Source organism: Dellaglioa sp. L3N, assembly GCF_054941095.1.
Genome location: NZ_CM142928.1, coordinates 1,659,324 through 1,684,376, shown reverse-complemented (window position 1 = coordinate 1,684,376; position 25,053 = coordinate 1,659,324). Strand labels below are relative to the sequence as shown.

At 33.6% G+C, this 25,053-nt stretch carries 25 protein-coding genes, 1 pseudogene and 1 riboswitch; of the genes and pseudogenes, 16 read left to right on the top strand and 10 right to left on the bottom strand.

Annotation, left to right across the window (positions count from 1 at the left end; genetic code table 11):
• The first annotated feature begins 16 nt into the window (after positions 1 to 16).
• Positions 17 to 847 carry a pur operon repressor gene (gene purR / locus ACVPPR_RS08685; protein WP_462304177.1) on the top strand — a complete coding sequence of 277 codons (831 nt, stop codon included), beginning with the start codon at positions 17 to 19 and terminating at the stop codon, positions 845 to 847.
• Between the two features lie 255 nt (positions 848 to 1,102).
• Here the strand turns inward: purR and ACVPPR_RS08680 are convergent, their stop codons facing one another.
• The 3 genes from ACVPPR_RS08680 to ACVPPR_RS08670 all read right to left on the bottom strand — a co-directional run bounded on the left by ACVPPR_RS08680 (position 1,103) and on the right by ACVPPR_RS08670 (position 2,286).
• On the bottom strand, positions 1,103 to 1,633 hold the full coding sequence (locus tag ACVPPR_RS08680; RefSeq protein WP_462298030.1) for a PedC/BrcD family bacteriocin maturation disulfide isomerase: 531 nt from the start codon (positions 1,631 to 1,633) through the stop codon (positions 1,103 to 1,105).
• A gap of 52 nt (positions 1,634 to 1,685) precedes the next feature.
• Positions 1,686 to 2,048: a bacteriocin immunity protein gene (locus tag ACVPPR_RS08675; RefSeq protein ID WP_462298031.1), complete on the bottom strand. Its 363-nt coding sequence runs from the start codon at positions 2,046 to 2,048 to the stop codon at positions 1,686 to 1,688.
• A 70-nt stretch (positions 2,049 to 2,118) separates the two neighbouring features.
• Complete coding sequence (locus tag ACVPPR_RS08670) at positions 2,119 to 2,286, bottom strand: leucocin A/sakacin P family class II bacteriocin (RefSeq protein WP_462298033.1); 168 nt, start codon at positions 2,284 to 2,286, stop codon at positions 2,119 to 2,121.
• 229 nt (positions 2,287 to 2,515) lie between these two features.
• Here ACVPPR_RS08670 and ACVPPR_RS08665 point away from each other — a divergent pair, with 229 nt between their 5' ends.
• From ACVPPR_RS08665 to ACVPPR_RS08635, 7 genes are all read left to right on the top strand, one after another.
• Entirely contained in the window at positions 2,516 to 2,656 is a 141-nt protein-coding gene (locus tag ACVPPR_RS08665; RefSeq protein ID WP_462304176.1) for an EntF family bacteriocin induction factor, read from the top strand.
• 56 nt (positions 2,657 to 2,712) lie between these two features.
• Positions 2,713 to 4,002, top strand: coding sequence for a sensor histidine kinase (locus tag ACVPPR_RS08660; protein ID WP_462304175.1), 1,290 nt, complete (start codon positions 2,713 to 2,715; stop codon positions 4,000 to 4,002).
• Positions 4,003 to 4,015: 13 nt separating this feature from the next.
• Positions 4,016 to 4,762: a response regulator transcription factor gene (locus tag ACVPPR_RS08655; protein WP_462304174.1), complete on the top strand. Its 747-nt coding sequence runs from the start codon at positions 4,016 to 4,018 to the stop codon at positions 4,760 to 4,762.
• A gap of 77 nt (positions 4,763 to 4,839) precedes the next feature.
• Positions 4,840 to 7,005, top strand: coding sequence for a peptide cleavage/export ABC transporter (locus tag ACVPPR_RS08650; protein WP_462304173.1), 2,166 nt, complete (start codon positions 4,840 to 4,842; stop codon positions 7,003 to 7,005).
• 247 nt (positions 7,006 to 7,252) lie between these two features.
• Complete coding sequence (gene glmU, locus ACVPPR_RS08645; protein WP_462304172.1) at positions 7,253 to 8,644, top strand: bifunctional UDP-N-acetylglucosamine diphosphorylase/glucosamine-1-phosphate N-acetyltransferase GlmU; 1,392 nt, start codon at positions 7,253 to 7,255, stop codon at positions 8,642 to 8,644.
• A 90-nt stretch (positions 8,645 to 8,734) separates the two neighbouring features.
• Positions 8,735 to 9,712, top strand: coding sequence for a ribose-phosphate diphosphokinase (locus ACVPPR_RS08640; protein ID WP_462298044.1), 978 nt, complete (start codon positions 8,735 to 8,737; stop codon positions 9,710 to 9,712).
• A gap of 624 nt (positions 9,713 to 10,336) precedes the next feature.
• Positions 10,337 to 11,518, top strand: coding sequence for a class I SAM-dependent methyltransferase (locus tag ACVPPR_RS08635; RefSeq protein WP_462298088.1), 1,182 nt, complete (start codon positions 10,337 to 10,339; stop codon positions 11,516 to 11,518).
• Positions 11,519 to 11,647: 129 nt separating this feature from the next.
• Here the strand turns inward: ACVPPR_RS08635 and metK are convergent, their stop codons facing one another.
• Positions 11,648 to 12,835 (bottom strand): methionine adenosyltransferase, encoded by a 1,188-nt coding sequence (gene metK / locus ACVPPR_RS08630; RefSeq protein WP_462304171.1) that lies wholly within the window; start codon positions 12,833 to 12,835, stop codon positions 11,648 to 11,650.
• A riboswitch (SMK box riboswitch) is annotated at positions 12,833 to 12,947 on the bottom strand. Its footprint overlaps the gene before it by 3 nt.
• Positions 12,948 to 13,271: 324 nt before the next feature.
• Between metK and ACVPPR_RS08625 the strand changes: the two genes are divergently transcribed.
• Together ACVPPR_RS08625 and ACVPPR_RS08620 are read left to right on the top strand one after the other, a co-directional pair.
• Complete coding sequence (locus ACVPPR_RS08625; protein ID WP_462298048.1) at positions 13,272 to 13,451, top strand: hypothetical protein; 180 nt, start codon at positions 13,272 to 13,274, stop codon at positions 13,449 to 13,451.
• Position 13,452: 1 nt separating this feature from the next.
• On the top strand, positions 13,453 to 13,653 hold the full coding sequence (locus ACVPPR_RS08620; RefSeq protein ID WP_462304170.1) for a hypothetical protein: 201 nt from the start codon (positions 13,453 to 13,455) through the stop codon (positions 13,651 to 13,653).
• 300 nt (positions 13,654 to 13,953) lie between these two features.
• Here the strand turns inward: ACVPPR_RS08620 and mscL are convergent, their stop codons facing one another.
• Positions 13,954 to 14,403, bottom strand: a complete 450-nt coding sequence (gene mscL / locus ACVPPR_RS08615) for a large conductance mechanosensitive channel protein MscL (RefSeq protein WP_462304169.1) — start codon at positions 14,401 to 14,403, stop codon at positions 13,954 to 13,956.
• Between the two features lie 386 nt (positions 14,404 to 14,789).
• Here mscL and ACVPPR_RS08610 point away from each other — a divergent pair, with 386 nt between their 5' ends.
• From ACVPPR_RS08610 to ACVPPR_RS08600, 3 genes are all read left to right on the top strand, one after another.
• Positions 14,790 to 15,146, top strand: a complete 357-nt coding sequence (locus ACVPPR_RS08610) for a DUF3899 domain-containing protein (RefSeq protein WP_462298052.1) — start codon at positions 14,790 to 14,792, stop codon at positions 15,144 to 15,146.
• A 131-nt stretch (positions 15,147 to 15,277) separates the two neighbouring features.
• Positions 15,278 to 15,436, top strand: coding sequence for a hypothetical protein (locus ACVPPR_RS08605; protein WP_462304168.1), 159 nt, complete (start codon positions 15,278 to 15,280; stop codon positions 15,434 to 15,436).
• Positions 15,423 to 15,683: a hypothetical protein gene (locus tag ACVPPR_RS08600; protein WP_462304167.1), complete on the top strand. Its 261-nt coding sequence runs from the start codon at positions 15,423 to 15,425 to the stop codon at positions 15,681 to 15,683. Before ACVPPR_RS08605 ends, ACVPPR_RS08600 begins: the two co-directional genes overlap by 14 nt.
• Before the next feature lie 82 nt (positions 15,684 to 15,765).
• On the opposite strand, the pseudogene ACVPPR_RS08595 reads toward ACVPPR_RS08600, so the two are convergent.
• Positions 15,766 to 17,138, bottom strand: a pseudogene (locus ACVPPR_RS08595) (IS3 family transposase).
• Positions 17,139 to 17,616: 478 nt separating this feature from the next.
• On the opposite strand from ACVPPR_RS08595, the gene ACVPPR_RS08590 reads away from it, so the two are divergent.
• Positions 17,617 to 17,895, top strand: coding sequence for a hypothetical protein (locus ACVPPR_RS08590; protein WP_462304166.1), 279 nt, complete (start codon positions 17,617 to 17,619; stop codon positions 17,893 to 17,895).
• Between the two features lie 62 nt (positions 17,896 to 17,957).
• On the opposite strand, the gene ACVPPR_RS08585 is transcribed toward ACVPPR_RS08590, so the two are convergent.
• Together ACVPPR_RS08585 and ACVPPR_RS08580 are read right to left on the bottom strand one after the other, a co-directional pair.
• Positions 17,958 to 19,898: a glycoside hydrolase family 127 protein gene (locus tag ACVPPR_RS08585; protein ID WP_462304165.1), complete on the bottom strand. Its 1,941-nt coding sequence runs from the start codon at positions 19,896 to 19,898 to the stop codon at positions 17,958 to 17,960.
• A gap of 23 nt (positions 19,899 to 19,921) precedes the next feature.
• A complete protein-coding gene (locus ACVPPR_RS08580; protein ID WP_462304164.1) occupies positions 19,922 to 21,298 on the bottom strand; it encodes an MFS transporter in 1,377 nt (458 codons plus the stop codon).
• A gap of 128 nt (positions 21,299 to 21,426) precedes the next feature.
• Here ACVPPR_RS08580 and ACVPPR_RS08575 point away from each other — a divergent pair, with 128 nt between their 5' ends.
• On the top strand, positions 21,427 to 22,380 hold the full coding sequence (locus ACVPPR_RS08575; RefSeq protein ID WP_462304163.1) for an AraC family transcriptional regulator: 954 nt from the start codon (positions 21,427 to 21,429) through the stop codon (positions 22,378 to 22,380).
• 34 nt (positions 22,381 to 22,414) lie between these two features.
• Positions 22,415 to 22,717 carry a type II toxin-antitoxin system Phd/YefM family antitoxin gene (locus tag ACVPPR_RS08570; RefSeq protein WP_462304162.1) on the top strand — a complete coding sequence of 101 codons (303 nt, stop codon included), beginning with the start codon at positions 22,415 to 22,417 and terminating at the stop codon, positions 22,715 to 22,717.
• A 58-nt stretch (positions 22,718 to 22,775) separates the two neighbouring features.
• Here ACVPPR_RS08570 and yidA read toward each other — a convergent pair whose 3' ends face one another.
• The gene (yidA, locus tag ACVPPR_RS08565) at positions 22,776 to 23,591 is read right to left on the bottom strand and encodes a sugar-phosphatase (RefSeq protein ID WP_462304161.1); all 816 of its coding nucleotides are present in this window, start codon (positions 23,589 to 23,591) and stop codon (positions 22,776 to 22,778) included.
• Positions 23,581 to 24,948: an HD domain-containing protein gene (locus ACVPPR_RS08560; RefSeq protein ID WP_462298077.1), complete on the bottom strand. Its 1,368-nt coding sequence runs from the start codon at positions 24,946 to 24,948 to the stop codon at positions 23,581 to 23,583. The genes yidA and ACVPPR_RS08560 overlap by 11 nt, the downstream gene beginning before the upstream one ends.
• Positions 24,949 to 25,053 lie beyond the last annotated feature (105 nt).

The following is a 25,053-nucleotide window of genomic DNA, read 5'->3' as shown; positions in this document are numbered from 1 at the left end:
GAAAGGCCTGATATAAATGAAAGCAAGAAGAAGCGATCGATTAATTGATATGACCCGTTACTTACTAGAAAGACCACATACGTTGGTTTCTTTGACGTATTTTTCCAAACGTTATGAGTCAGCTAAGTCATCAATTAGTGAGGATCTCGCAATTGTAAAACGCACTGTTAAAGAACGAGGTACAGGAATTTTGGAAACAATTCCTGGTGCTGCTGGTGGTGCCCGTTTTATTCCATCTATTGATGAAGCAGAAGCACGTGAATTTATCGAATCAATGACGGAAGCATTGTCAGAAAAAGACCGCTTACTACCAGGTGGTTATGTCTATTTATCTGATTTACTTGGTCGTCCTGATGTTTTACGTCAAGTGGGTCGCTTAATTGCGACGGAGTACTTAGACCAGAAAATTGATGCCGTTATGACCGTTGCAACTAAAGGGGTACCAATTGCCCAAAGTGTTTCAACATTCTTGAATGTCCCATTTGTTATTGTGCGTCGTGATTCAAAAATCACTGAAGGCTCAACGGTTAGTGTGAACTATGTGTCTGGGTCAAGTGAACGGATCGAAAAAATGGAACTTTCAAAACGTAGCTTAAAACGTGGTGCTAATGTGTTAATCGTTGATGATTTCATGAAGGGTGGCGGCACGGTTAACGGAATGAAGAGTTTGATTGAAGAATTCGAAGCTAACCTAGTCGGCATTTCCGTCTTCGCTGAAGGTGCCTTTAATGGTGATCGAATCGTTGATGATTACAGTTCATTATTGAAAGTTGATAAAATTAATCATACAGACAAAACGATTCATGTTAGTGAAGGAAATTACTTATCAAAAACGTTTAAGAAATAAAGTTATTAGTAAGTACTACCAGTGCCTTGTCATGATTGGACAATAAAGTCTAATCATGACAAGGTATTTTTATAGCCCAAATTAAAAAGCATGAATCCGATAGAACATCGAAAACATGCTTTAGTTGATTACCTGAAAATAGCTTCGATATTAAAGTTTGGTCTAATATTTATATTCATGGATTTTCAACTTAAAAGATAAAGGTATTCTTTTAAAAATAGACTAATTATAATTTTAAGCATAGATAGATTAAGTTTAATTATTTGAATTAGAATCATTTAGTAACAAGGTTAAATCATTTAATGTAGTGTCATCGCCAACTGTCATCGAAATTAGTTTACCTTTGTTGTAAAGAGCGACAGTAGGCGTACCAGCAAATTCAAAAGGTTGATTAAAACTATTATAAAAATTATTTATCATAGTTTTTGTTGCAGTTGTAAATGTTCCAGTTTGTCCATAGTCAAGATAGTATATTGGTTGATTAGCTTTTTGGATGAATTCTTTAAGAATGGGTGACAATCGTCGGCAGTGTGGACAAGATTTGAAACCAATATAAGATATAAATTTATCTCCATTTGAAACTTTTTGAAGATATTGGTTTAAAGAAATTGGTGTAACTCCAGTAATATTTTTTTCATATTGTTCTTCAGTTACCCCGTCATTTATTGGAGATATTTGAGTAGAAACTGTTTTCCGTGGAATTATTTGAGCATTTACGGATGTGTATACTGTAAACAAAGTTAGTAGGCTAGCTACGCCAAGTAAAAAAGCTAAATATTTTTTCATGAAAGCATCTCTTCTTTGATTTATTTATATAATTGCTAGATGGTTGATAAATTTAATTTCGATTAGGCATTTTTTCGAGATAACTATAAAACTGTGATTTATCAGAAAAATCAGCCATATATAAACCATTTAAGCCAGCTTTTTGACCAATAACACCTAATTCTATGATTAAACTTTCTTCATTTGATGGGAAATGAATTTTACCTTTAATGCTGATACTGCGTATATAGTTAACAAGTCTATTAATTAGTGCGGGTGGATTTTTGGCCGAATCTAATTTTTTATAAACTTGTGACAAGACATCAATGATATCTAGAAGTTCTGGTGATTGATTTTGGCGTAATTTTAAAGTAGAAATTAAGTCATAAATATATTTTTTTGCTACTTTTTGTTCATTCTTAGAATCAGTTGACATAAATAAATTACCTCCAATTTTATAAATTACTTAGAAAAAAAAGCAAACATTTCTGCTTGCCTTTTTTGTATTAACATTTTCCATGGCCACCATTAGCCAAGTGAGTAATACCGCAAGTTCCGGCTTGTCCCCAGTTTACGCTACAAGAATGTTTTGTACAGCTAACACCGTTACCGTAATATTTTCCCCCCTTAATTTCTTTTAGTTCAATAATACTTAATTCTTTTACATTCTTCATACCTAAATTTCTCCTTTGTTACTACTTTATTTTTAGTACAAATGAAATTTAACATAAATGATTTGATTATGGATAAAGTCTTCTTAAACGGTAGTGAAAAGATTCTTGAACCTTATAATATATTAAAATTACCATTGAGGAATAATTTTTATGGGGTTCAGGAATGATTTTTAAATAAGAATAAAAATATGACATACTAAATACAATAAAAGAAAGAAGGAACTCAATAATGGAATTAAAAGATATTCAAAAAAAACAATTAACAAAAAATGAGTTGAAGTCGATTAAAGGGGGGAAAAAGTCCGCAGATTTTGGTGAATCAGCTAAGAATATTGGACGATGTGTTATATCGTTATTTAAAAAATGCTAAAATTTTCTGAAATAACTCTCTAATTTGGTATACTTTTTAAAAAGGAGGGGTTGCTGTTGCTAACAATAGATACAAAAGCATACATATTAAGATTTTTCATAGATATTGTTTTATTTTATGTGCTATTTTTTATGCTGAATAAGCAGGGAACAAAAAAGAACCGGATATTATTTACGCTTATTTTTTTACCAATCACTTTTTTTGTAGGATTGTACAGTAGTTTCTCAGATATTATTCTAATTGTATTCGGCTATATTTTTTTAAAGCGAAAACATGAAAAGGATTATTACCTTTTAAGTAGCTTAATAGTGTGTATGCTAGTTCTATATATTGTTGATATCGTCAGCTCAACTGTAATGGTTTCAGTAATTTCTAATGATCACATAGTCGGTTTTTTTGAAATTTTTATACAAATCGGTATAAAAATAGCCTTAATCGGGCTTTTTTACTTTTTTTATCAAAAAATGCATATGTATCAATTTATAAAAAAATTTAGTTCTGAATCATCAGTATTTTTGTTAATATATTTGTTTCTCGTCACGTTATTAATAACTTATGCGGCTCATTACTATGCGGCTTATGACCATTTTGTCATTGGCATTATAATTTTTTTAATTATCCAAACTGGGTTTGTATTTTTTTTGTTTTTACGAATCCTCAATAAGCAAAAAGAAAAATATGAAGCTCAAATAGAAAGACAAGAATTAGATAATTTAAAAACATATACAGAAGAATTAGAAAAAAAGCAACAAAAGATAGCTAAATTTAGACACGATTACAATAATTTATTGCTTAGCTTTAGAGAGTCAGTTAGCTCCGGACAGGACTTTAAAATAGTCGAACAAATTGAAGAACTTGAACATTATTCAGACACGTATCTCTCTAAGGATGAGTTTGATTATAAAGCGTTTTATAATATTCACAATAGTTTTATAAAAAGTCTCTTAATTGCAAAATTTCATCAAGCAAGAGAATTAAAGATACAATGTCATTTCGAATGTTCGACCCCGGTAGATAACGTACCTATTCCAACATTTGATTGTGTTCGAATATTAGGAATTTTACTAGACAATGCGATAGAAGCAGCAACAGAAAGTACCGATAAGGTAATTAATTTAATGGTTTATCAGGACGATTCGCAAATAGAATTTTTAATTAAGAATACTTACAAAAATTCAAATATCTCAATAGATAAGTTACAAAATAAAGGCTTATCTACAAAAGAAGGGCATTTAGGCCTCGGCTTAAACACGATTCAAGACTTTAATCAAAAATATCCCAATATATTTGTGCAATATCAACGGGAAAATTTATTATTTTCTACTCAAGTCATTCTAATAAAATAGTGGAGGTATAGTGTTGGCTTATCCAATTGTTCTTTGTGAGGATCAAATTGTACAATTGAATCAACTAGAGATAATTGTACAAAATTATATTCTTTTTCATAATGATTTATTTAAAATCCAATTAAAAACGCAGGGGCCTACTGAAGTAATTGAATATCTAGAAAAATTTAATCCAAAACAAGGCATTTATTTTTTAGATATTGATTTAGAAAATTCAATAGATGGGATTGATTTAGCTGAGAAAATTCGCGAAAGTGATGTACAGGCTAAAATTATTTTTGTGACAACACACGATGAAATGATTCCTTTGACGGTTCAACGTCGTGTTGAAACATTAGGGTTTATTTTGAAAGACCAACCATTAGATGATTATCGTGCAGAAGTTGTTGAATTATTGACGCTTGCACGACAAAGAATTGATGCCACAAGAGATAGTCAACAACGAGCATTTACTTTTTCAATTGGCTCACAAACCTTTTCGATTGATAGGCAAGACATCTATTTTATCGAACCGTCAAATTTACCACATCGTGTTTTTTTAAATACAAAAAATGGAAGATATGAATTTTACGGTAACTTAAACGATTTAGAAGAAAAACAGCCAATGTTATTTCGTATCAATCGCAATTGTTTAGTGAATTTAAAAAATATGACCGAAATTAACTTTAAATCACGTGAAATTTATTTTGGAGCTGATTTATTCAGGCAATTTTCTAGAGGAAAGGCAAATAAGATAAAAAGCCTATTAAAAGCCTATTAAAAGCCTATTAAAAGCCTATTAAAAGCCTATTAAAAGCGTAATAATCTTAAAAAAAATATAAAAACAACTTAAAGAGGATGTTAATGTTATCTTATAAAAATACTTATGTTGCACAAGTTGATGAAATGGATTGTGGAGTAGCGGCTCTGTCGATGATTCTTAAATATTATGCTTCTTCTTATTCGCTAGCTTATTTGCGTCAAAAAGCTAAAACGGATCTAGAGGGTACTTCAGCTCTAGGTCTAATGAAAACTGCTGAAGACTTAGGCTTTGAAACTAAAGCAGTTCAAGCTGACATGAGTCTATTTGATGTGAAAGATGTACCGTTTCCTTTTATTGCTCATGTTTTAAAAAATGGAGAATTACTTCACTATTATGTTGTATTAAGTGTAGAACGCGATAAATTGTTAATTGCTGACCCCAATCCAACGGTTGGGGTTACAAAACTTAGTAAAGAAGAGTTTGCATCTGAATGGACAGGAGTTGTACTATTTATTTCGCCAAAGACAACGTATAAACCTGTTAAAGAAACTAAAAAGATTTCATTATTGTCATTTATTCCTGTTTTGTTAAAGCAGAAAAAATTAGTGATTAATATTTCTATAGCTGCTTTATTAATTATGGTTATTAGTATTTTGGGTTCTTATTTTCTTCAAACTGTAATTGATACTTATATCCCCAACAATATGCAAAGCACCTTAGCGATTGTTTCGCTAGGACTACTTGTTTTTTACGGCTTTCAATCAATGTTTACATATATCCAAAACTTTTTATTAGCGATTCTTAGACAACGGCTATCGATTGAAATTATTTTAAGTTACTTAAGGCATGTCTTTGAATTACCTATGTCTTTTTTCGCGACACGTAAAATTGGTGAAATTATTTCACGATTTAATGATGCAAATAAGATTATTGATGCACTTGCAAGTTCTATTATTTCAATCTGTTTAGATGTTACTATTGTTATGATTATGGGAATTATTTTGGTGGTTCAAAATAGTACCCTATTTTGGATTACTTTAATGGTTATTCCTGTTTATATTGCTGTAATTACTATTTTTGTTAAGCCATTTGAAAAGTTAAATCAAAAAGAAATGCAAAGTAATGCGTTGTTGAACTCATTAATCATTGAAGACCTTCATGGGATTGAAACGATTAAAGCGCTCAGCAGCGAAAATGAACGATACCAAAAAATTGATAATGCGTTTATTGATTATCTCAAAAAAAATTTTAACTACGTTAAAATAGACATTTTACAGCAAACTATTAAATTTTTTATTCAACTTAGTTTAGACTTAATTATTCTTTGGGTTGGGGCAATTATGGTTATCCATAGTCGACTATCTATTGGTCAGCTGATGACTTATAATGCTTTATTAGCTTATTTTGTGAATCCTTTACAAAATATTATTAATCTACAACCTAAGGTGCAAAGTGCTAAAGTAGCCAACAATCGACTGAATGAAGTTTATTTAGTTAATTCAGAGTTTACTGAAAATCGGCTAATTAAGAAGTCTGAACAACTAATGGGATTAATTGAGATTAAAAATGTCAGTTATTGTTATGGGTATGGCGAAAACGTCCTCGAACAAATCAATTTAGCAATTCAACCTGGCGAAAAGTTAACAATTGTTGGTATGAGTGGATCAGGAAAATCAACGCTTGTTAAATTATTGGTGGATTTTTTTCAGCCTGTAGAAGGGAAAATTACAATAAATCAACATAATATTAAGACTATTGATAAGAAAATTCTTCGTAAATTTATTAATTATATTCCTCAAAATCCTTATCTTTTTTCAGGAACTATTCTAGATAATTTAAGGCTTGGAAATCGGGCTAATATCGTTCTAGAAGACATCGTTAAAGCCTGTGAAATTGCTGAAATTAAGTATGATATTGAAAAAATGCCTTTACAATTTGAAACGTTACTGGATGAAGAGGGAAATACTTTATCCGGTGGTCAAAAACAACGATTAACGATAGCCAGAGCCATATTATCACCCGCAGAAGTGCTAATTTTTGATGAATCAACAAGTGGCTTAGATGCGATTACTGAAAGTCGGTTAGTTGAACATTTAATAGCATTAACCGATAAGACTATTATTTTTATTGCCCATCGGTTATCGATTGCGAGAAAGACAAATAATGTCATCGTTATGGAAAATGGTCGTATTATCGAAGCGGGATCACATGAAGCATTAATCGCAAAAAAAGGTACATATTATCAATTTATTAATGGTTAAGTTGGATAAACGTAAAATAGTGATTGAATATTTTTACATCTGAATAATGAATTTAAAAATAGTGGATCAGTCAATTTTTGAACTTCCACCTAATATAACAACTATTTTTAATAATTAACTACCATTTTTTCATAAATAGTGAACAAATGTATCTTAATTTAAGCCATTTGGCATACTGGCTAATCTTGCAACACATGCGTGACTAAGCTATTATTAGAGAAGAATATAAATTGGAGGAGACTATCTAATGACAGTTGCTAAATATGCAATTATTCTTGCTGCCGGTAAGGGTACAAGAATGAAATCTAAACTATATAAAGTGTTACATCCGATTGCTGGACGGCCAATGGTTGACCATGTTTTATCGGAAATTGAAGCAAATAATATGGATGAAGTCGTCACAATTGTGGGACATGGTGCTGAACAAGTTGAAGAAACTTTAGGTGATCACTCAGAATATGCACTTCAAGCAGAACAATTAGGAACGGGTCATGCGGTCCTTCAAGCAGAGAAAATTTTAAAAGATAAAGAAGGAATGACCATTATTGCTAATGGTGATACCCCATTATTGACTGCCAAAACATTTGGCGAATTGTTTGAATATCATAAAGAAAAAGGTGCTGCTGCTACTGTTCTAACAGCACAAGCGGAAGATCCAACGGGTTATGGTCGAATTATCCGTAATGACATTGGGATTGTCGAAAAAATTGTTGAACAAAAGGATGCTACTATCCAAGAAGCAAACGTTCAAGAAATCAATACGGGTGTTTACTGTTTTGATAACCAGACGTTATTTGCTGCTTTACACGAAGTGACAAATGATAACGCTCAAGGCGAATATTATTTAACTGATGTGATGGAAATCCTCAAAAAACAAGGTAAAATTGTCGCAGCTTACCGGATGAAAGATTTCTCTGAATCAATGGGTGTTAATGATCGAGTGGCTTTATCTGCTGCTACTAAGGTCATGCAACGTCGTATTAATGAAAAACATATGCGTAACGGGGTAACCTTGGTTGATCCTGAGAATACATACATTGAATATAATGTTAAAATTGGGTCAGATACAGTGATTGAACCAGGCGTTTACTTAAAAGGCAACACAGTGATTGGCGAAGATTGTTTCATTGGGGCCCATTCTGAAATTATCAATAGTATCATTCATGATAATGTAACCGTTACGGCTTCATACCTTGAAGATTCTGAAATGGACACACAAAGTAACATTGGACCATACAGTCATTTACGTCCTGATGCACACATTGGTGAAGCTGTTCATATTGGTAATTTTGTGGAAATTAAAAACGCTTCTATTGGTAAGAGTACAAAGGTTGGCCATTTAACTTACGTTGGGGATGCAACTTTGGGCAAAGATATTAATGTTGGTTGTGGCGTTGTCTTCGTTAACTATGATGGTGTTAACAAGCACCATACCAATATAGGTGATCATTCATTTATCGGTAGTGGCTCTAACTTGGTTGCCCCACTTGAAGTAGGAAATCACGCATTTATTGCGGCTGGTTCAACCATTACAGATGATGTTGAGTCACATGATTTAGGTATTGCTCGTGGTCGCCAAGTGAATAAAAAAGGCTATTTTGATAAATTACCAGTTGCTCAAGCACCAGAAATTGATTAGTAAGCGAATTCTTATCGGATTTTAACTTGCAATTTACTTGATTAATATTTAAAATTTTAAGTAGGGAAAATTAAATAACTGGAGGCACATATGTCAGAACATTATTTTGATCCAAAGTTGAAAATTTTTGCTTTGAACTCGAATAAACCATTGGCTGAAAAAATTGCTGATGCTGTTGGTGTTAAATTAGGTAAAACCTCTGTAGATCGCTTTAGTGATGGTGAAATCAGAATTAATATTGAAGAAAGTATTCGTGGAGACCATGTTTACATTGTTCAATCAACGTCTGATCCGGTTAATGACAATATTATGGAATTATTAATCATGATTGATGCTTTGCGTCGTGCAAGTGCTAAGTCAATTAATGTCGTGATTCCTTATTACGGTTATGCTCGCCAAGATCGTAAAGCACGCTCACGTGAACCAATTACAGCAAAATTAGTTGCTGACATGTTAGAAAAAGCTGGCGCAACAAGAATTTTAGCCCTTGATTTACATGCTGCTCAAATTCAAGGATTCTTCGATATTCCAGTTGATCATTTGATGGGTGCACCTTTATTGGCTGATTACTTCTTAACTGAAGGATTAGATAAAGATGCTGTTGTTGTGTCACCTGATCATGGTGGTGTAACACGTGCTCGTAAATTAGCAGAATTCTTGAAGGCACCAATCGCAATCATCGATAAACGTCGCCCTAAAGCCAATGTTGCTGAAGTCATGAACATCATTGGAACTGTTGAAGGTAAACGTTGTATCTTGATCGATGATATGGTTGATACAGCCGGAACAATCACGCTTGCTGCGCAAGCTTTGATGGATGCAGGTGCAACTGAAGTGTACGCAAGTGCAACTCACCCTGTTTTATCAGGTCCAGCTGTTGAAAGAATTGCCAAATCACCAATTAAACAATTCATCGTAACCGATTCAATTCGATTACCTGAAGATAAAAAGATTGATAAGTTAGTTCAAATTTCAGTGGGTCAATTAATTGGGGATGCAATCACGAGAATTCATGAAAACAAACCAGTTAGTCCATTATTTAAAAATCGTTTCCACAACGAAAAATAGATTTTAGGAAGTTAGATGACGAAAGTTGTCTAACTTTTTTTGTATGGATTTTTAGACATTTGAAGTAGCTATATTTTAACAACACTAAATTATTGACGGGTAAAATAATCAAGGTTACAATAAAAATGTTTTAAGAGGGGTATTAGATTATATCTGAGAAGGGGATAATATGATGAAAAAAAGAATCTCTGTTTTCTTGGAAACAATAAAGAACAAACCCATTAAATGGTACGTGATAAAAATAGCTATGACACTTTGTATCTTGTGTGGATATGGTGGTGTCTTAGTAGAAAATGTTCCTTATCTACTAAGATATTATGTGGCCACAGGTTTTTTAATATTTTTAATAAGGTATGAAAAAAATATGAATTTATAGTCATTTAATTTTAAAAAATTGTACTAAAATTGATATAATAACGATGAAAAATTAAAGTTGGTATTTAATAAAAGTTTTTACTGGCCCTTCGTTAAATAGTATTAGTGGATATAGCTTAAACCCGATTATAGTAGGTTAGATGACGAAAGTTGTCTAACCTTTTTTATGTGAACTTAACATATGCATCAAAATTAAAAATGGCGTATAATAATCAAGATAATTCGGAAATTTGGAAAGGACCTAATGACATGCTAACAAAAACATTTTATAAAACATTTTTAAGCAAAACCTTTAATATTCCAGTTAAAGTGGTTTATTGGGATGGAACCAGTGACGTATATGGTGAAGGCGAACCACAAGTAACGATTACACTTCATGAGGCTATCCCTGTAAAAGAGATTACGCGTAATGCTTCGATTGCATTGGGTGAAGCTTACATGGATGGAAAAATAGAAATAGATGGTAGTATTCAACTGTTAATCAAGTCGGCTTATGAGAATGCGGGAAGTTTTTTCCATAATTCAAAATTCATTAAGTTCTTACCAAAACAAGGTCATTCAGAAAAAGATAGTAAAGATGATGTTCAAAGTCATTATGATGTCGGAAACGATTTTTACAAATTATGGCTTGATGACACCTTAACTTATTCTTGTGCTTACTTCACTAACGGTAACTATGATAATTTAGAACAAGCACAAATTGACAAGGTCGATCATATCATTACTAAACTTAACCCACAACCTGGTAAACGGTTATTAGATATTGGCTGTGGTTGGGGAACACTGATGTTACGAGGCGCTCAAAAATATGGGCTTAAGGTGACTGGTGTAACGCTAAGTCAGGAACAATATGATTTAGTTAATCAACGAATCAAAGATGAAGGCTTACAGAATGTGGCTGATGTACGATTAGTTGATTACCGTGAACTAGGTAATGAACAGTGGGATTATATTACTTCAGTTGGTATGTTTGAACATGTTGGCGCAGAAAACCTTGGGGAATATTTCAAAGATATTAACCGTTATTTAACTGATGATGGGGTTGCCTTAATTCATGGAATTACACGTCAACAAGGTGGCGCAAACAATGGTTGGATTAATAAATATATATTCCCAGGTGGCTATGTACCTGGATTAAATGAAATGGTTACAAATATTATTAGTAATGATATGCAACTGTTTGATGTTGAAACGCTACGTCGTCATTATCAACGTACTTTGGAACTTTGGAGTCAAAACTTTTTGGCACAACGAGATAAAGTTGAAGAACTAGAAGGTGTTCGATTTACACGCATGTGGGACCTATATCTACAAGCTTGTGCAGCGTCATTTGAATCTGGAAATATTGATGTTATGCAGTTCTTAATGACTAAAGGAACTTCAGGACAGACATTACCAATGACTCGTGATTACATGTATGAAACTAAATAGTTAAGATAAAAGGGCAGTACAATTAAATTTGTACTGTTTTTTTGTGGATTTAAATGGTATAAAAAAGCTCAGTTATTTGTAGGATTTCAAATAACTGAGCTTTAAATTTATTAAGTTAGTGGCTTGAGTTTAGCCTAATTCTGCTTTTAATGCATCAATTTTGTCTAAATGTTCCCAAGGTAAATCAATATCTGTTCGACCAAAATGACCGTATGCAGCAGTTTGTTTGTAGATAGGTCGTTTTAAATCTAACATTTGGATAATACCAGCAGGTCGTAAATCAAATACCTTGCGGATTGCAGCGGTTAAATCTGATTCTTTAACGTTGCCAGTTCCAAATGTATCAACTGAAATTGAGACAGGTTTGGCCACACCAATTGCGTAGGCTAACTGAACTTCGACTTTAGAAGCGTAGCCAGCTGCAACAATATTTTTGGCAATATATCTAGCGGCATAACTAGCAGAACGATCAACTTTCGTTGCATCCTTACCTGAGAAAGCCCCACCACCATGATGAGCAGCCCCACCATAAGTATCCACAATTATTTTACGTCCCGTTAAGCCAGCATCTCCTTGTGGCCCACCAATAACAAAGCGGCCAGTTGGGTTAATGAAATACTTTGTTTGATCATCTAGGTACTTCGCAGGAATAACGTCGTTAATAACGTGTTCGATAACGTCTTTTCGAATTTGTTCTAATGAAACATCTGGATCATGTTGTGTACTAATAACAACAGTATCAATACGATCAGGAATGTTGTTTTCATTATATTCAACAGTAATTTCAGCTTTGGCATCTGGGCGAAGATAAGGTAATTCCCCAGATTTTCGTAAATGAGCCATACGTTGCATTAATTTATGGCTTAATGAACTGGCTAATGGCATCAATTCAGGTGTTTCATCAACGGCATAACCAAACATTAAACCTTGGTCACCGGCGCCAATTTGGTCAAGTGGATCAACACCACCTTCGCGGCGTTCAATAGCATCGTCAACACCTTGAGCAATATCAGGTGATTGTTCATCTAATGCGACTAATACGGCACAAGTATCACCATCGAAGCCATATTTGGCATTCGTATAGCCAATTTCTTTAATGGTTTCACGAACGACATGTTGAATATCAACATAAGCGGTCGTAGAAATTTCACCGAAGACCAGTACTAAACCGGTCGTTACTGAAGTTTCACAAGCGACACGTGCTTCTGGATCTTGTGTTAAAATGGCATCCAAAATGGCATCACTAATTTGATCTGCAATTTTATCTGGATGGCCTTCTGAAACTGATTCTGATGTAAATAAGTGTCTTTCTGACATCTTTAATTCCCCCATTAATTTTAGAACAATTTTCATGTTCTTATTTTGCGGTTACGAGGTATCTTCACGTCACATGACAGTGAATCCTATCGGGAACTAACCTATAACAGTAATCATCCTAGCATAAAATGGCTAAATTAATCAAGTACGATAGGTAATAATAGTCTTTTAATATGGAATTTGATGACAAAAAAACCGCCAGTCCGGGGAGACTGACGGAAAAAGGAGTAGAATAAGTAATTCCAGGGGAGAAATGACTTATTTATTAACTTAATTTGTTCGGGGAAACAAATTAAAATTTAAAAGTTGTTATTTAAGGTATGAATATATAATAACAATCAGTTGTGAAGAAATTGTGACGTAAAAAAGAAAAAACAAAAGCAATTTATTAATTACTTGTTGTGATAAAATAATTATTATTTGAAAGGAGAACATCATGATTCTAGAAAACCTATTTTGGGTAGTGTTTATTTTATTTATTATTAGCTGTTTAGTATTTAGTGTTCAAATAAGGAAAGAAACACAAAAAATGGTTAAATTAAATAAAGAAATGAAAAATAAAAAGCACAAAATTATTGAGTTATTAGATGATTTGGATAGAGAGGCTGGTAACTAATATGAGTTACGATGACATTTTATTTTCATATAGCGCATTATTGATAGGAAACATGCTATTAATCTTTGTTTTCATTTTTGCACTGATTAAATTATATCTTTCAATAAATAAGTCAGTCAACAAAGCTCGTGAAGCTGCGCAAAAAAATATCGCAACATATGATCGTATACAGAAACGATTAGAAGAATTAAAAGATAAATAGTTAACGCCTAATTGAAAGGCGTTGACTATTTTTTCACAAAAAAACCGCCAGTCCGGGGAGACTGACGGAAAAAGGGTAGGATAAGTTATTTCCGGGGAGAAATGACTTATTTGTTAACTTAATCTATTCGGGGAAACAAATTAAGTTTTAAAAGTTATTATTTAAGGTATGAATATATAATAACAATCAGTTGTGAAGAAATTGTGATGTAAAAGAGAAAAATATGTATCATTCGTCATATAATAAAAAGCTTAATTTCGATTAAACACCGAAATTAAGCCATTGTTAGCAATTATTTATTTAATCTTCTTTGGCGATTTTTTCTTCAATCTTTTTAGATGCTTCTCGAGGCAAGTCGCTATTTCTTTCAGCTAATAAGTTCCGAATATCTTTTAAATATTCTTCTGTAGGTGTTAATGTGACCTCTAAATTTTCATCTTCTTGATTGCTAGATTTGCTGGTTGCATTTCTGAGCGCTGTGATTCCTTTGAGTAGCATGAAAATAACAAATGCAATGATTACAAAGTTGATGACATCGTCTAAAAATTGTCCGATTTTGAAAGTTGTATCACCGATTGTGAGTACAATTCCTGACAAATCAACCTTACCGACAACAAGTGCAATGATAGGGCTGATGATGTTAGTTGTGAAAGATTTAACGATTGTTGTAAATGCGCCACCAATAATAACAGCGACTGCTAAATCCATCACATTCCCACGAGTGATAAAATCTCTAAATTCCTTTAACATGTTTGATGAGTCTCCTTTAATTTGTTTAACTTGCCTTTTAAATTATAACGGATTTGAAGGCATAAGTGAACTAGAAATTGTGAGTTGGCAGGGGTGAATGCACTGATGTTCATAATTTTAATAAAAAGTCATTAAAGCGTTAGCGATGTGCTAAAATATAAATTATAAAGATGAGCTTGATGCTCAAAATGTAGATTTAGAATCTTTTGATAGTGAAAACATAAATTTCAGATTAAAAAAATTAATACGCGTTTATCGAGATGTATATGAATATGATTTGGGTCCTACACTAGCATCACAAAAATTATTAGATCATGATTATTAAAAATAAAATCAGTGTAGTATAATCTAAGTTAAAATTAAAAGTGAGCAAGGAGCTAACTGATATGAATCAGATCAAAAGAAATGTGTCACTTTTAATAAGTGGACTTGTTGCAATTATCGCGATTGTTTGGATTCGTGCTGGAGGGAATAGCTTGTTTATATCGAATGCTTATTTCTACATAGGAATTATTTTAATTCTATTAGGAGTTATTCTCATTTTAAGTCAGGCACAATTGTTTGCTGGCTGGTTTAAGCGACGAGATAAAGGTGAATCTAAAGAAGATTATGCTGAACGTAAAATAGATGTTCGAAGTGTGGGTAGTAAAAAGAATCGACCTCTTAAAATCTCACCATTTATGCGGGGATGTTTTATTGTTGGGACTGTGATGATTGTGGTTGCTGTATTTGTGACAATTTAAAACAGCTATAAAATGGCCATTTAGAAGTCGATGTAAAGCAATAGATGCGGAATGCAAGCAATGGTTGCCCCTCCTAGTATAACGAGATAGGTATACTGAAAAGTAGAAATAAAAACTAGGAGGGCTCAATTTTGAAACGAAAATTAATGATTATTTTCTTTTTTGGAATAGGGATTATGCAGTGTACTTTTGCAATTTTTGATAATTATGACCTGTTTCATAAAATTGGAGAATTATTTATGGGATTATTAGCGCTTTTTATTGGGTATGTGACATATGATGAGAGATGATATTGTAGGGTGGTTATTACCCGTTGTATTGATTATTAGTAGTTTAATACCTAAATCATATCAAAACTGGATTTTTATTAAATTTGGGATGTATCGCTACTTTATTATTGTACCAATGTTTGGCGTTATTCTAGCGATGCTTTGGAGTGATGCTCGACCACTCGTTCCGATAATGACACTTATTTCAATAGTTGCTATTTATTGGGATTGGCGAACGATGCAGAAGATAAAAAAAGATGCAAAGTAAATTTTTAGATTGATGATAGATATATTTAAAAAAAGCACTGCCTTTTGTGGTATGAAGTGAACCCCAAATATTGGACGAAACTTTATGCGACTTTCTGAGTTGTAGAAAGTCGGTATTCAACCGGACTTTTATAACCCAGTTTTGTTTTAATTCTTAAAAAATTATAATCTTTCACCCAAATCGATATTTGTGAAACTAACGTTTCATAGGTATCGGTTTCTTTTTGATAGAATGCTTCAGCTTTCATAATATGGAAAAAACTTTCCATCGCAGCGTTATCTAAACAATTGGCTTTGCGAGACATACTTTGAAATATCTTGTTTTCTTTTAAAATACGAACCCATTTTTTATTTTGGTATTGAAATCCTTGGTCAGAGTGAATAGTCGTTCGGTAAGATAATTTGTTTGAAATTTGTTTAATCGCTTCTTTTAAAACATTAGTTGTAAACTTTATACTTGGACTCTTACTAATATTAGAACTTAATATTTCACCTGAATATAAATCATAAATACATGTAAAGTATGCACGTTCTTCAATTGTTTTATTTCCCCAACGAACTTCTGTAACATCTGTTGTTAGTTTTTGATAAGGGCGATCTGTATAGAATCGGCGCCTTACTAAATTTTTAGCAACTGTTCCAACAGTTCCTTTGTATGAATTATATTTGCGTGATTTCTTATTAAAGGCTCTTGATAATAAATTAAGGTCGCACATCAATCGATAAACTTTTTTATGATTAATTGTAAATCCAAGATTTTTTAACTCTCCAGTAACTCGTCGATATCCATATGCTGGATGACTCTTTTTGATAGATTTAATTGTTTCTTCAATATTCTTGTTGTCGATGGAGCCGTAAGGCTCCTTATGTTTAAGCGTATATAAATACGAACTTTTTGCTATGCCAATTAATTTTAATAGATTAACAAGCTTGTATTTACGCCTTAATTCAGTGACTATTTGTGCTTTTTGTCTGTTCGTGATTGAACTAAGGCTTTTAGTTTTTTTAGATAGTCATTCTCCATTTTAAGGAGTTCATTCTCTTCTTCAAGGCGTTCAAGTCTAGTCTTTTTATCTGTATTTTTAGATTGTTTATCAGCTGTCATTATCTTTGACCGTCCTTTGGATCGATACAGAGCGTTGATACCTTCAACTTCAAAAATATGTTACCATTGCCAGATAGTCCCTACATTTGAGATGTTGAAATGTAGAGCAGTTTCTGGATATGAAGCTCTGTTCGTTTTCATCCATTTTAAAGCATCTACTTTAAAAGAGCCACCAAAAACTTTCTTAGATGTCGAGGCATCTAATCCTGATGAGCCAAAGGCTCGATATCGTTGAACCCATGAAATCACTAATGAACGACTTTTAATATTGTATTTACGAGCAATTAGTTTATATCCTAATGATGATGAAAGATAATCCTTAACGACTTGAACTTTAAAATATTTAACCATAAAAATAACCCCCAGTATTGGATTTTGGTCCAATACTGGGGGTTCACTTCAGTAGTGCTTTTTTGATGACCTTTTAAATGGCTTTAAATCAATGATTTTACGTCGATGTAAAGTAATCTTTACCTATTATTAGTCTATTGGATGTTGGTCATCATTAGTATCTATATTTATTTGAAATCTAAAAATTTCTTTTAGACGGATTGATTGGTTTATTAAAAATAACATCATTAAGTGCTTTTAAATCAAGTTAAATCAAAAAAGTTTAGAGCTTAATATAAGCAGTCAAAACGATAAAAAAGGAGAAATAATAAGCATGTAACAATTATTTTTAAATGTGCTATTTAAAGGTTTGTTTTTTTATGGAGGGCATCATCTAGTAGCAAGTGTCAGTTTAAATGAAATGAGAATTAGTGCTAGTGGCTATATTCTTGTGCAGCGCGTATATTGAAAAAAATAAAAATCTTAGATAGGAATTATTATGAAAAAAATATTTATATCGGATAATTACTGGATGAAATGGTTTGGTGCGGTTAGTATCGTATTAATTTTGGTTGCGCCATGGTTAGTAGCCGAATATCCAGCTCTTGATTTTTGGTTATCTGGTGCTGGCATCATGGAAATATGCACTTATATTGGAGCTTTACCATTTTTTCAAAAAAATTTTGGTTACACTTTATTAGGTGTTTTGCTGATGTGCTTATTATCAATATTCGCTATAATTTATACTATAGCCGTATTTATGCTTTTAAAAGTTTAATTAGAAAAGCCACAAAAAAAGCTTTCCATTATCATAAATGGAAAGCTTTTTTTGTGGCTTTATTAGTGATTTAACCAAACTGACATTTGACCATCATCACGATTTGCCCAAGCATAGTAAGGAATCAAAGTCAGGCTTGTTTCAATATCGTTTGGTTTTTGATATTCAGCATACAAAGCTTGATCAGTCTTGATTTCGCTTCGTTTTGCTTTAGCCTTGACTTGAACGACACCATTGAGCAACGTTTCTTGAAAACTTGATTCAAGAGGACTCTCCACAGCAACGCGATATTTCCATAGAGGGGCCTCATTATCGACTTCTTCTGCACAATAGACAATTGGACCACGTTGGACGCTAACTTTACCAAAATCATAACGAACTAATTCATTAGCTTGCATAAATTTAGCACTCATATCGAGCGTCAATTGGATATCTAACTCAGTTCCGTCAATAGTAAAGTAAATAAATCCATCTTGTAGGTCGCTTTTAATAGGGCTACCATTCACAGTAACTTGGTAGTTAGCTTGTGACCAACCTGGAATACGAATTCCAAATTTAAATGTCTGACTGTTAGGGTTTGCCAGATGATATTGAATGTCGCCATCCCATGGGAAATTATTAGTTTGTTCAATTGTAATGCCGTTATCAAATTCCGCTTTATTAGCGATGAATTGATCAGATAAAATAACGTTATCTGTTTCATGATAGATATAGGTATCCACTGAAGCAATTAATCTGGCTACGTTGCTTGGACAACAAGCACAACCAAACCAATCCGCACGTTGCGTTAGAACATGATTTCTTGAAGGATTATTTTTTGAAATCACTGGATCGGCTTCGAGTGGGTTAACATAAAAGAAATGTTTCCCATCCAATGACATGCCACTTAAAGTGCCATTAAAGAGTTCTTTTTCTAGAACGTCACCGTATTCACCTTTAGCTTCAATACCTAGCATTTGTTTAGCGAAGAAGGCCATGCCGACAGAAGCACACGTTTCACCATACATGGTATCGTTTGGAAGATCATAATCATAGGTAAATGCTTCGCCTATGTTAGTTGAACCGATGCCACCAGTAATATACATCCGTTTTTGGACGATATCATTCCAGAAGCGATGGCAGGCAGCTAATAATTCTTTGTCGCCAGTTTCTCGTGCTAAGTGTGCCATTCCGGTACATAGATAGACGACTCTAACGGCATGACCTTCAGCGGTTTCTTGATCAATGATAGGCTCTCCTGCTTGATAATAAGTATCTGGAAAGCTTTTCATCCCATCAATTAAGTCATTATCAAGACCATCCAGTTTAATTTGATCATCAAAAAATTCTGGGTCTTGACCTCGTTGATTAATAAAAAATTGTGTTAAGGTTAGGTATTTTGACTCCTGTGTTTCGTCATATAAACGCATTAAAGCGAGTTCGATTTCTGGATGACCATCCCCGCCATGGATTTTGCCAGCTGATAATCCAAAATGATTATCAATGCAATCTGCCATTTTAATGGCTATATCAAGGGCTTTTTTATTCCCAGTTGCTTGATAATAGGCAATTCCAGCTTCGATATAGTGACCCATTGTGTACAATTCATGAGACTGTTTTAAGCGTTTGAACTTTCTTTCAGGGGCATCGATTTGGAAAAAGGTTGATAGATACCCATCTTCATCTTGTGCTTCAGCAATTAAATCAATTAAATTATCAGTGATTTCACGTAAATTAGCATCTGGATGATAATTAAAACTGTATGCGGCAGCTTCTAACCATTTATAGACATCTGTATCTTGAAAAGGATAACCAAAGTGATGACCAGTTTCTTGACCTGCAGCAATCTTTAAGTTAGCAATTGCATGACTATTTTTTGAATCAGCTTCATTGCCACCTGGTTCATGGGCAATATCAATATCGGCTTCATCATTCATAACTGCCCATTGATAGGGTAAGACTTCTTTAACAATTAATTCTCGATAGCGACGCCAAAATGAAGAGGTAATTTCAATTTTTTTCATAGTAAATTCTCCTAAAAAATTATTTAAATGGATGTTGCTCGTTTTGCTAAATCGGCTTTAACGACTGATTCATGTTTTTCGTATTTACGGTATAGTAACATTGGAATAATGCCCAGTGCAAAGATAATCATAGGTAACCAAATGAATGAGAAGCTAATGGCACCTAATGAGGCAGTCGTTTGCGTTTGGTCAGCACGGTAGCCAAATGCATTCATAATCATTGATGGAATGAAGCCACCGATACCAGCCCCCATTTTAATACAGAACGAACTCCCAATAGCAGTTAGGAATCCACTTGCTCGAATGCCATTTTTCCATTCACCGTAATCAACTGTATCGCCAACCATTTGGAAAAATAATGAACAAGCAATACCACTACCAATATTAGCAATACACCAGAAAATAATCATCATTGTCATGCTAGAGTGAGAAAAGGCTAAGCCAATCTGACCCACTGAAGCAATGGCAAATCCTAAAATCGTACTCCCGTACTTATTGAATATTTTAACCAAGTAGGGAATCATAGCCATACCCAATACTTGGATAATTGAGATGCCATTAAAGACTGAAATGAGGTTTTTATCGCCAACATTATATTGGAAGTAATAAGCAAGTGTTGAAGTCCGACTTGTTAACCCCATCCAGAATAGAATATTAGCTATGACAACTAAAACCCAAGGCCAATTTTTCTTAGCAGCCTTGAAACTTTCCTTGATTGGAATTGATTTAATACGTTCGATATTTTTTTCACGCATATCCCAAAAGGCAATGACCAGTAAGATAACGGCAACAATGGCATAGATACCGACGGCTATTGACCAACCTTTACTAGAATTACTACTCCCGCCTAATAAAGTGGCTAGGGGTAAAATGAACGTGATAGCTAAGAAGTTCCCAACATTGCCACCAATCATACGGAACGTATTGGCAATTGTTCTTTCGTTGGTGTTAGAAGTTAAATTGGGTAAAACAGCGGTAATAGGCGTTGACATCCCTGTATAAGCAATTCCTGCTAAAATATAAACGATCCCAGCATACCAAAACCTGGCGTTACCTGTGAATCCAAAATTAGTGAATAATAGCCATACAAAGATAGCGAAGGGGGCTGCCATCCATAAGAACCAAGGACGACTTTGACCATATTTACTCTTGGTATGATCAATAATGATCCCCCAAATAGGTGCATCAAAAGCATCAAAGAAACGTGCAACTAATAGAATAATACCCGCTGCAGCAACAGAAAGTCCTAATACTTCTGTGAAATAATATAATGCAAAACTACTAATGATACAATAGAGCAAGTTACCAGACATGTCTGTAAAGGCATAGGTAATTTTCCTATGAAAGGGTAACTCTGCTTTTGGTTCTAAATGATTGCTAGCTACTTTATTATTATCCATTGTTTCCTCCACCTTTTATGTTATTTATTGAATAACTAAATTGTAACCGTTTGCAAACGCGTTAAAAATACCTTAAGATGGAGAATAAGTGGATAAATCCGACTTGTTGAAAAAGGGATGGTGTTAATATGTATGCAATTAATTTAAACAAGCCAATTTTGTTTTATAAATCAGGGGAATTTACTTCAAAACCCGGATGGACGCATAAAAAAATGCATCATGACCGTGATTTTGAATTGATTCTATGTATTCAGGGGACATTAGAATTGAAAATTGATGGTCAGCAGTTAATGGTGCATGAAAATGAATGCTTATTATTGCCACCCAATGTGACAATTCAGGGTAGTCAGCCCGCAACTGACAAAATAGATTTTTACTGGGTCCATTTTTTTGCTAGTTGGAAAGACTTACCTTTACAGGCATCATCTATTCAATTAGCACTTCCAAAAATAAGACATCATCAATTTACGCAGGAATTAAATGATTTAGTTTTATTGCCGAAATTATTTAAGCTGGATAATGCAAATGGGATTGTTATCTTGATTAACCAATTATTAAATACAAATAATTCTTATCATTATAGTCAGCATTCATGTGATTGTTTAATTCAAACGATTCTTATTGAGTTAAGTAATATTTATTTAACGTCGTTATCTAACAAGACTGATAAATCAACGTTACTTACAAACAAAATAATTGAATGGATTAGAGCTAATATGAGTAGTACAATTTCAGTGCAATCAATTGCTGACCATTTTGAGCTTAATCCGGATTATTTAACGCGAATTTTTAAACGTGAACAACATGGCAATCTCCGCAGTTACTTAATTAATTTAAAACTAGAAGTAGCTAAAATCTTATTAATTAAGACAACCTTATCAGTGAACCAAATTTCAGACTTAGCTTATTTTAATGACCCTAAAAATTTTATGCGGATGTTTAAACAGCGGACGTTAATGACTGCTTCTGAGTACCGCAAAATTTATAGTAATACGCATCTGAATAATCCAAATGTTGATCCATCTATTCCGATTCCTCAAGAAATTGAAGTTAAATTGGACCTTTTGAGGAATGATTTTTAATTCGTTATTATAAGCACATATATAAGTCGATAAAATGGGGAAAATTATTAATCCAACTAAAGCTAGAACAAATTTATTTTCACTTATAAAAAATGCCAATAGAGACGCTATGCCCGTCATTATTGCAGGTGCTGATGATAACCGCAGTGCTGTTTTAATGGGTAAGAGAGACTATGATGCAATACAAGAAACAATGAACTTGGTTATGAATGGTCAAAATCGTGTTGTTTATACGATTGATAAAGAAACGAAAACGGTTGAGATTTATTCTTGTTGGGCACATTATGAAGGTGGAACACTTAATCTGAATGGTAAGTCTAATTCACAACGAAACTAGAAATAAAAAAAGCTCCAGAAAAGTTAGATTTGTCTAACTTTTCTGGAGCTTTTAATTTTTAATCTTTCAATGCATATTTTTGAATAGCTTTAGCAACACCTAACTCAACGTTAGTAGCAGTAACTGCTTGAGCGCTATCTTTAACTTCTTGAATGGCGTTACCCATGGCAACACCGAAGCCAACAGCTTGAATCATTGATAAATCGTTACCTTGATCACCAAGTGCCATGACCTCTTCTTTTTTGAAACCTAATTTGTCAGCTAAGCCCATAACGGCACTACCTTTGCTAGCATTTTTGTTTAGGATTTCTAAGAAATAAGGTTCACTTTGAACATAGTAATAATGATCAGTAATTTTTGCAGGTAAGTCGTTAACAACACGAGAAATAACTTCAGGATAATCGACATACATCATTTTTGAAATCACAATGTCTTTAGCCATTTCTTCAGGTTTACGGAATCGAAGTGGCATTTGTACCAAGAAAGATTCAGCAACGGTGTATTCGCTAATATCAGCATTAGCCGTATACATTAATTTTTGATCTTCAGCATGGGCGTGAACGTTTAACTCACGACTTGTTTCTTCAAGTAGATAATAGTCATTAATATCTAAAGTATGATGAATTAAACTTTCACCGGAACCAGATACTTGAACTAAAGCACCATTAAAGGTGATAACGAAATCATCATCCGTCGTTAAATCAAGTTTTTCTAAGTATTTTGTGACACCAGTTAAAGGACGTCCAGTGCAAAGAACGACTTTGATACCGGCAGCTTTAGCGGCTTTAATGGTGGCGATAGTTTCTGGGGCGATTTCTTTTTGGTCATCAACGAGTGTACCATCGATATCGATGGCGATTAATTTAATTGTCATGTTGTGTGATCTCCTTTGGATGAATTAAGTGGTCATTATTAATGTAGCTTCTGAACTGGGTATAAATGTCAGCAAATAAATCATTTTCTGATTTTAATAATTCTCTTGGGAAGAAGAAACGGCGATCGCCTGAAACTTTTCCGGTAATTGAAGCCACCAAGGCACTCACGCTAGATAATTCAACGAGTGAGCCATCGGCTTGAGCTAATTCAATTTGGGTACGGGGTTTATCTTGGGTTGGATCATACGCATCGTAAGGTAAATCATAACTATCATTTTCTGCCATATAATACGTAGGTTGGAAGCCGGCTGATTCAATTAAATTCGCTAATGTAGGCAATAAATCAGCTGTCTCTTCGTCAAATTTGATTGATTTAAATGGTTTGCGGTCCAAGAAACGAACGGCTAAATCACTTAGAATCGTATCAGAATTTTGACGCCATTCCGTGAAATAAGTTGTTAAAACACCGTCATCTAATTGTAAGTAATCGTTCAATGAAAAGTCATTTTCAAAAAGTGGAATCAATAATTTAGGTGAATCTTCAGCACTTAACCGGTTATTTTCATATAGGTATTTAGCGCGATTCAACAAATGACTTAAAATAACTTCCATCGATCGAGAAATGGGATGAAAATAGACTTGAACGTACATCTGGAAACGACTCACAATATAATCTTCAACGGCGTGCATCCCGTTAATATCAAAGGCAATGCCACCTTTATAAGGACGCATGACACGTAAAATACGCGTCAGGTCAAACGTGCCATAATTCGTACCTGTATAGTAAGAATCACGTAATAAGTAATCCATTCGATCCGCATCAATTTGACTTGAGATTAATTGGACAACTTGCGGATTCGGATAGGTTTTTTGGATAACACTGGCCACTTTTGCTGGGAAATCAACAGAAACTTGGGTTAACACGTGATTAATTTCAGTTGATGGGTCAGTCAGAATTTGTGCGGTAATGGCTTCATGGTCTGTTTTAAAAATATGCTCAAAAGTATGTGAGTAAGGGCCATGGCCAATATCATGGAGCAGTGCAGCGCATAGGGCGACTAATTTTTCAGAATCATCCCATAGACCGTCACCAGCTTCTTTAGTTGGATAGTTCCGTTGGAAATTATCACAGATTCGACGGGTAATTTCGTAGACGCCTACGGAATGTGTGAAACGAGAATGTTCAGCGCCGTGGAACGTTAACGAAGTTGTTCCAAGTTGTTTAATCCGACGTAAACGCTGGAATTCTTTCGTATTAATTAAATCTAAAATAACTTGGTGTTGCACATAAATGTAATCGTGAATTGGATCACGTAACACTTTTTCTCTAGCGAGTAATGGCGATTGTTCGAGCATTAGAAATTCCTCCTCGAAAATTTAGATGTTAACTATCAGGTGTAAATAAATTCGTAATACTTCTATTATAACGAATATCTGTGGGTTAGTCATGAAATAATGATG

Excerpts from the sequence above, each read along its gene's own strand:
- ACVPPR_RS08625 (WP_462298048.1), top strand. The coding sequence starts at position 13,272 with ATGATTCTAGAAAACCTATTTTGGGTAGTGTTTATTTTATTTATTATT.
- ACVPPR_RS08640 (WP_462298044.1), top strand. The coding sequence starts at position 8,735 with ATGTCAGAACATTATTTTGATCCAAAGTTGAAAATTTTTGCTTTGAAC.
- glmU (WP_462304172.1), top strand. The coding sequence starts at position 7,253 with ATGACAGTTGCTAAATATGCAATTATTCTTGCTGCCGGTAAGGGTACA.
- metK (WP_462304171.1), bottom strand. The coding sequence starts at position 12,835 with ATGTCAGAAAGACACTTATTTACATCAGAATCAGTTTCAGAAGGCCAT.
- ACVPPR_RS08680 (WP_462298030.1), bottom strand. The coding sequence starts at position 1,633 with ATGAAAAAATATTTAGCTTTTTTACTTGGCGTAGCTAGCCTACTAACT.
- ACVPPR_RS08575 (WP_462304163.1), top strand. The coding sequence starts at position 21,427 with ATGTATGCAATTAATTTAAACAAGCCAATTTTGTTTTATAAATCAGGG.
- ACVPPR_RS08580 (WP_462304164.1), bottom strand. The coding sequence starts at position 21,298 with ATGGATAATAATAAAGTAGCTAGCAATCATTTAGAACCAAAAGCAGAG.
- ACVPPR_RS08600 (WP_462304167.1), top strand. The coding sequence starts at position 15,423 with ATGATGAGAGATGATATTGTAGGGTGGTTATTACCCGTTGTATTGATT.
- ACVPPR_RS08610 (WP_462298052.1), top strand. The coding sequence starts at position 14,790 with ATGAATCAGATCAAAAGAAATGTGTCACTTTTAATAAGTGGACTTGTT.
- mscL (WP_462304169.1), bottom strand. The coding sequence starts at position 14,403 with ATGTTAAAGGAATTTAGAGATTTTATCACTCGTGGGAATGTGATGGAT.
- ACVPPR_RS08635 (WP_462298088.1), top strand. The coding sequence starts at position 10,337 with ATGCTAACAAAAACATTTTATAAAACATTTTTAAGCAAAACCTTTAAT.
- ACVPPR_RS08585 (WP_462304165.1), bottom strand. The coding sequence starts at position 19,898 with ATGAAAAAAATTGAAATTACCTCTTCATTTTGGCGTCGCTATCGAGAA.
- ACVPPR_RS08560 (WP_462298077.1), bottom strand. The coding sequence starts at position 24,948 with ATGCTCGAACAATCGCCATTACTCGCTAGAGAAAAAGTGTTACGTGAT.
- ACVPPR_RS08670 (WP_462298033.1), bottom strand. The coding sequence starts at position 2,286 with ATGAAGAATGTAAAAGAATTAAGTATTATTGAACTAAAAGAAATTAAG.
- ACVPPR_RS08650 (WP_462304173.1), top strand. The coding sequence starts at position 4,840 with ATGTTAATGTTATCTTATAAAAATACTTATGTTGCACAAGTTGATGAA.
- ACVPPR_RS08570 (WP_462304162.1), top strand. The coding sequence starts at position 22,415 with ATGGGGAAAATTATTAATCCAACTAAAGCTAGAACAAATTTATTTTCA.
- ACVPPR_RS08675 (WP_462298031.1), bottom strand. The coding sequence starts at position 2,048 with ATGTCAACTGATTCTAAGAATGAACAAAAAGTAGCAAAAAAATATATT.
- purR (WP_462304177.1), top strand. The coding sequence starts at position 17 with ATGAAAGCAAGAAGAAGCGATCGATTAATTGATATGACCCGTTACTTA.
- ACVPPR_RS08590 (WP_462304166.1), top strand. The coding sequence starts at position 17,617 with ATGAAAAAAATATTTATATCGGATAATTACTGGATGAAATGGTTTGGT.
- ACVPPR_RS08665 (WP_462304176.1), top strand. The coding sequence starts at position 2,516 with ATGGAATTAAAAGATATTCAAAAAAAACAATTAACAAAAAATGAGTTG.
- yidA (WP_462304161.1), bottom strand. The coding sequence starts at position 23,591 with ATGACAATTAAATTAATCGCCATCGATATCGATGGTACACTCGTTGAT.
- ACVPPR_RS08620 (WP_462304170.1), top strand. The coding sequence starts at position 13,453 with ATGAGTTACGATGACATTTTATTTTCATATAGCGCATTATTGATAGGA.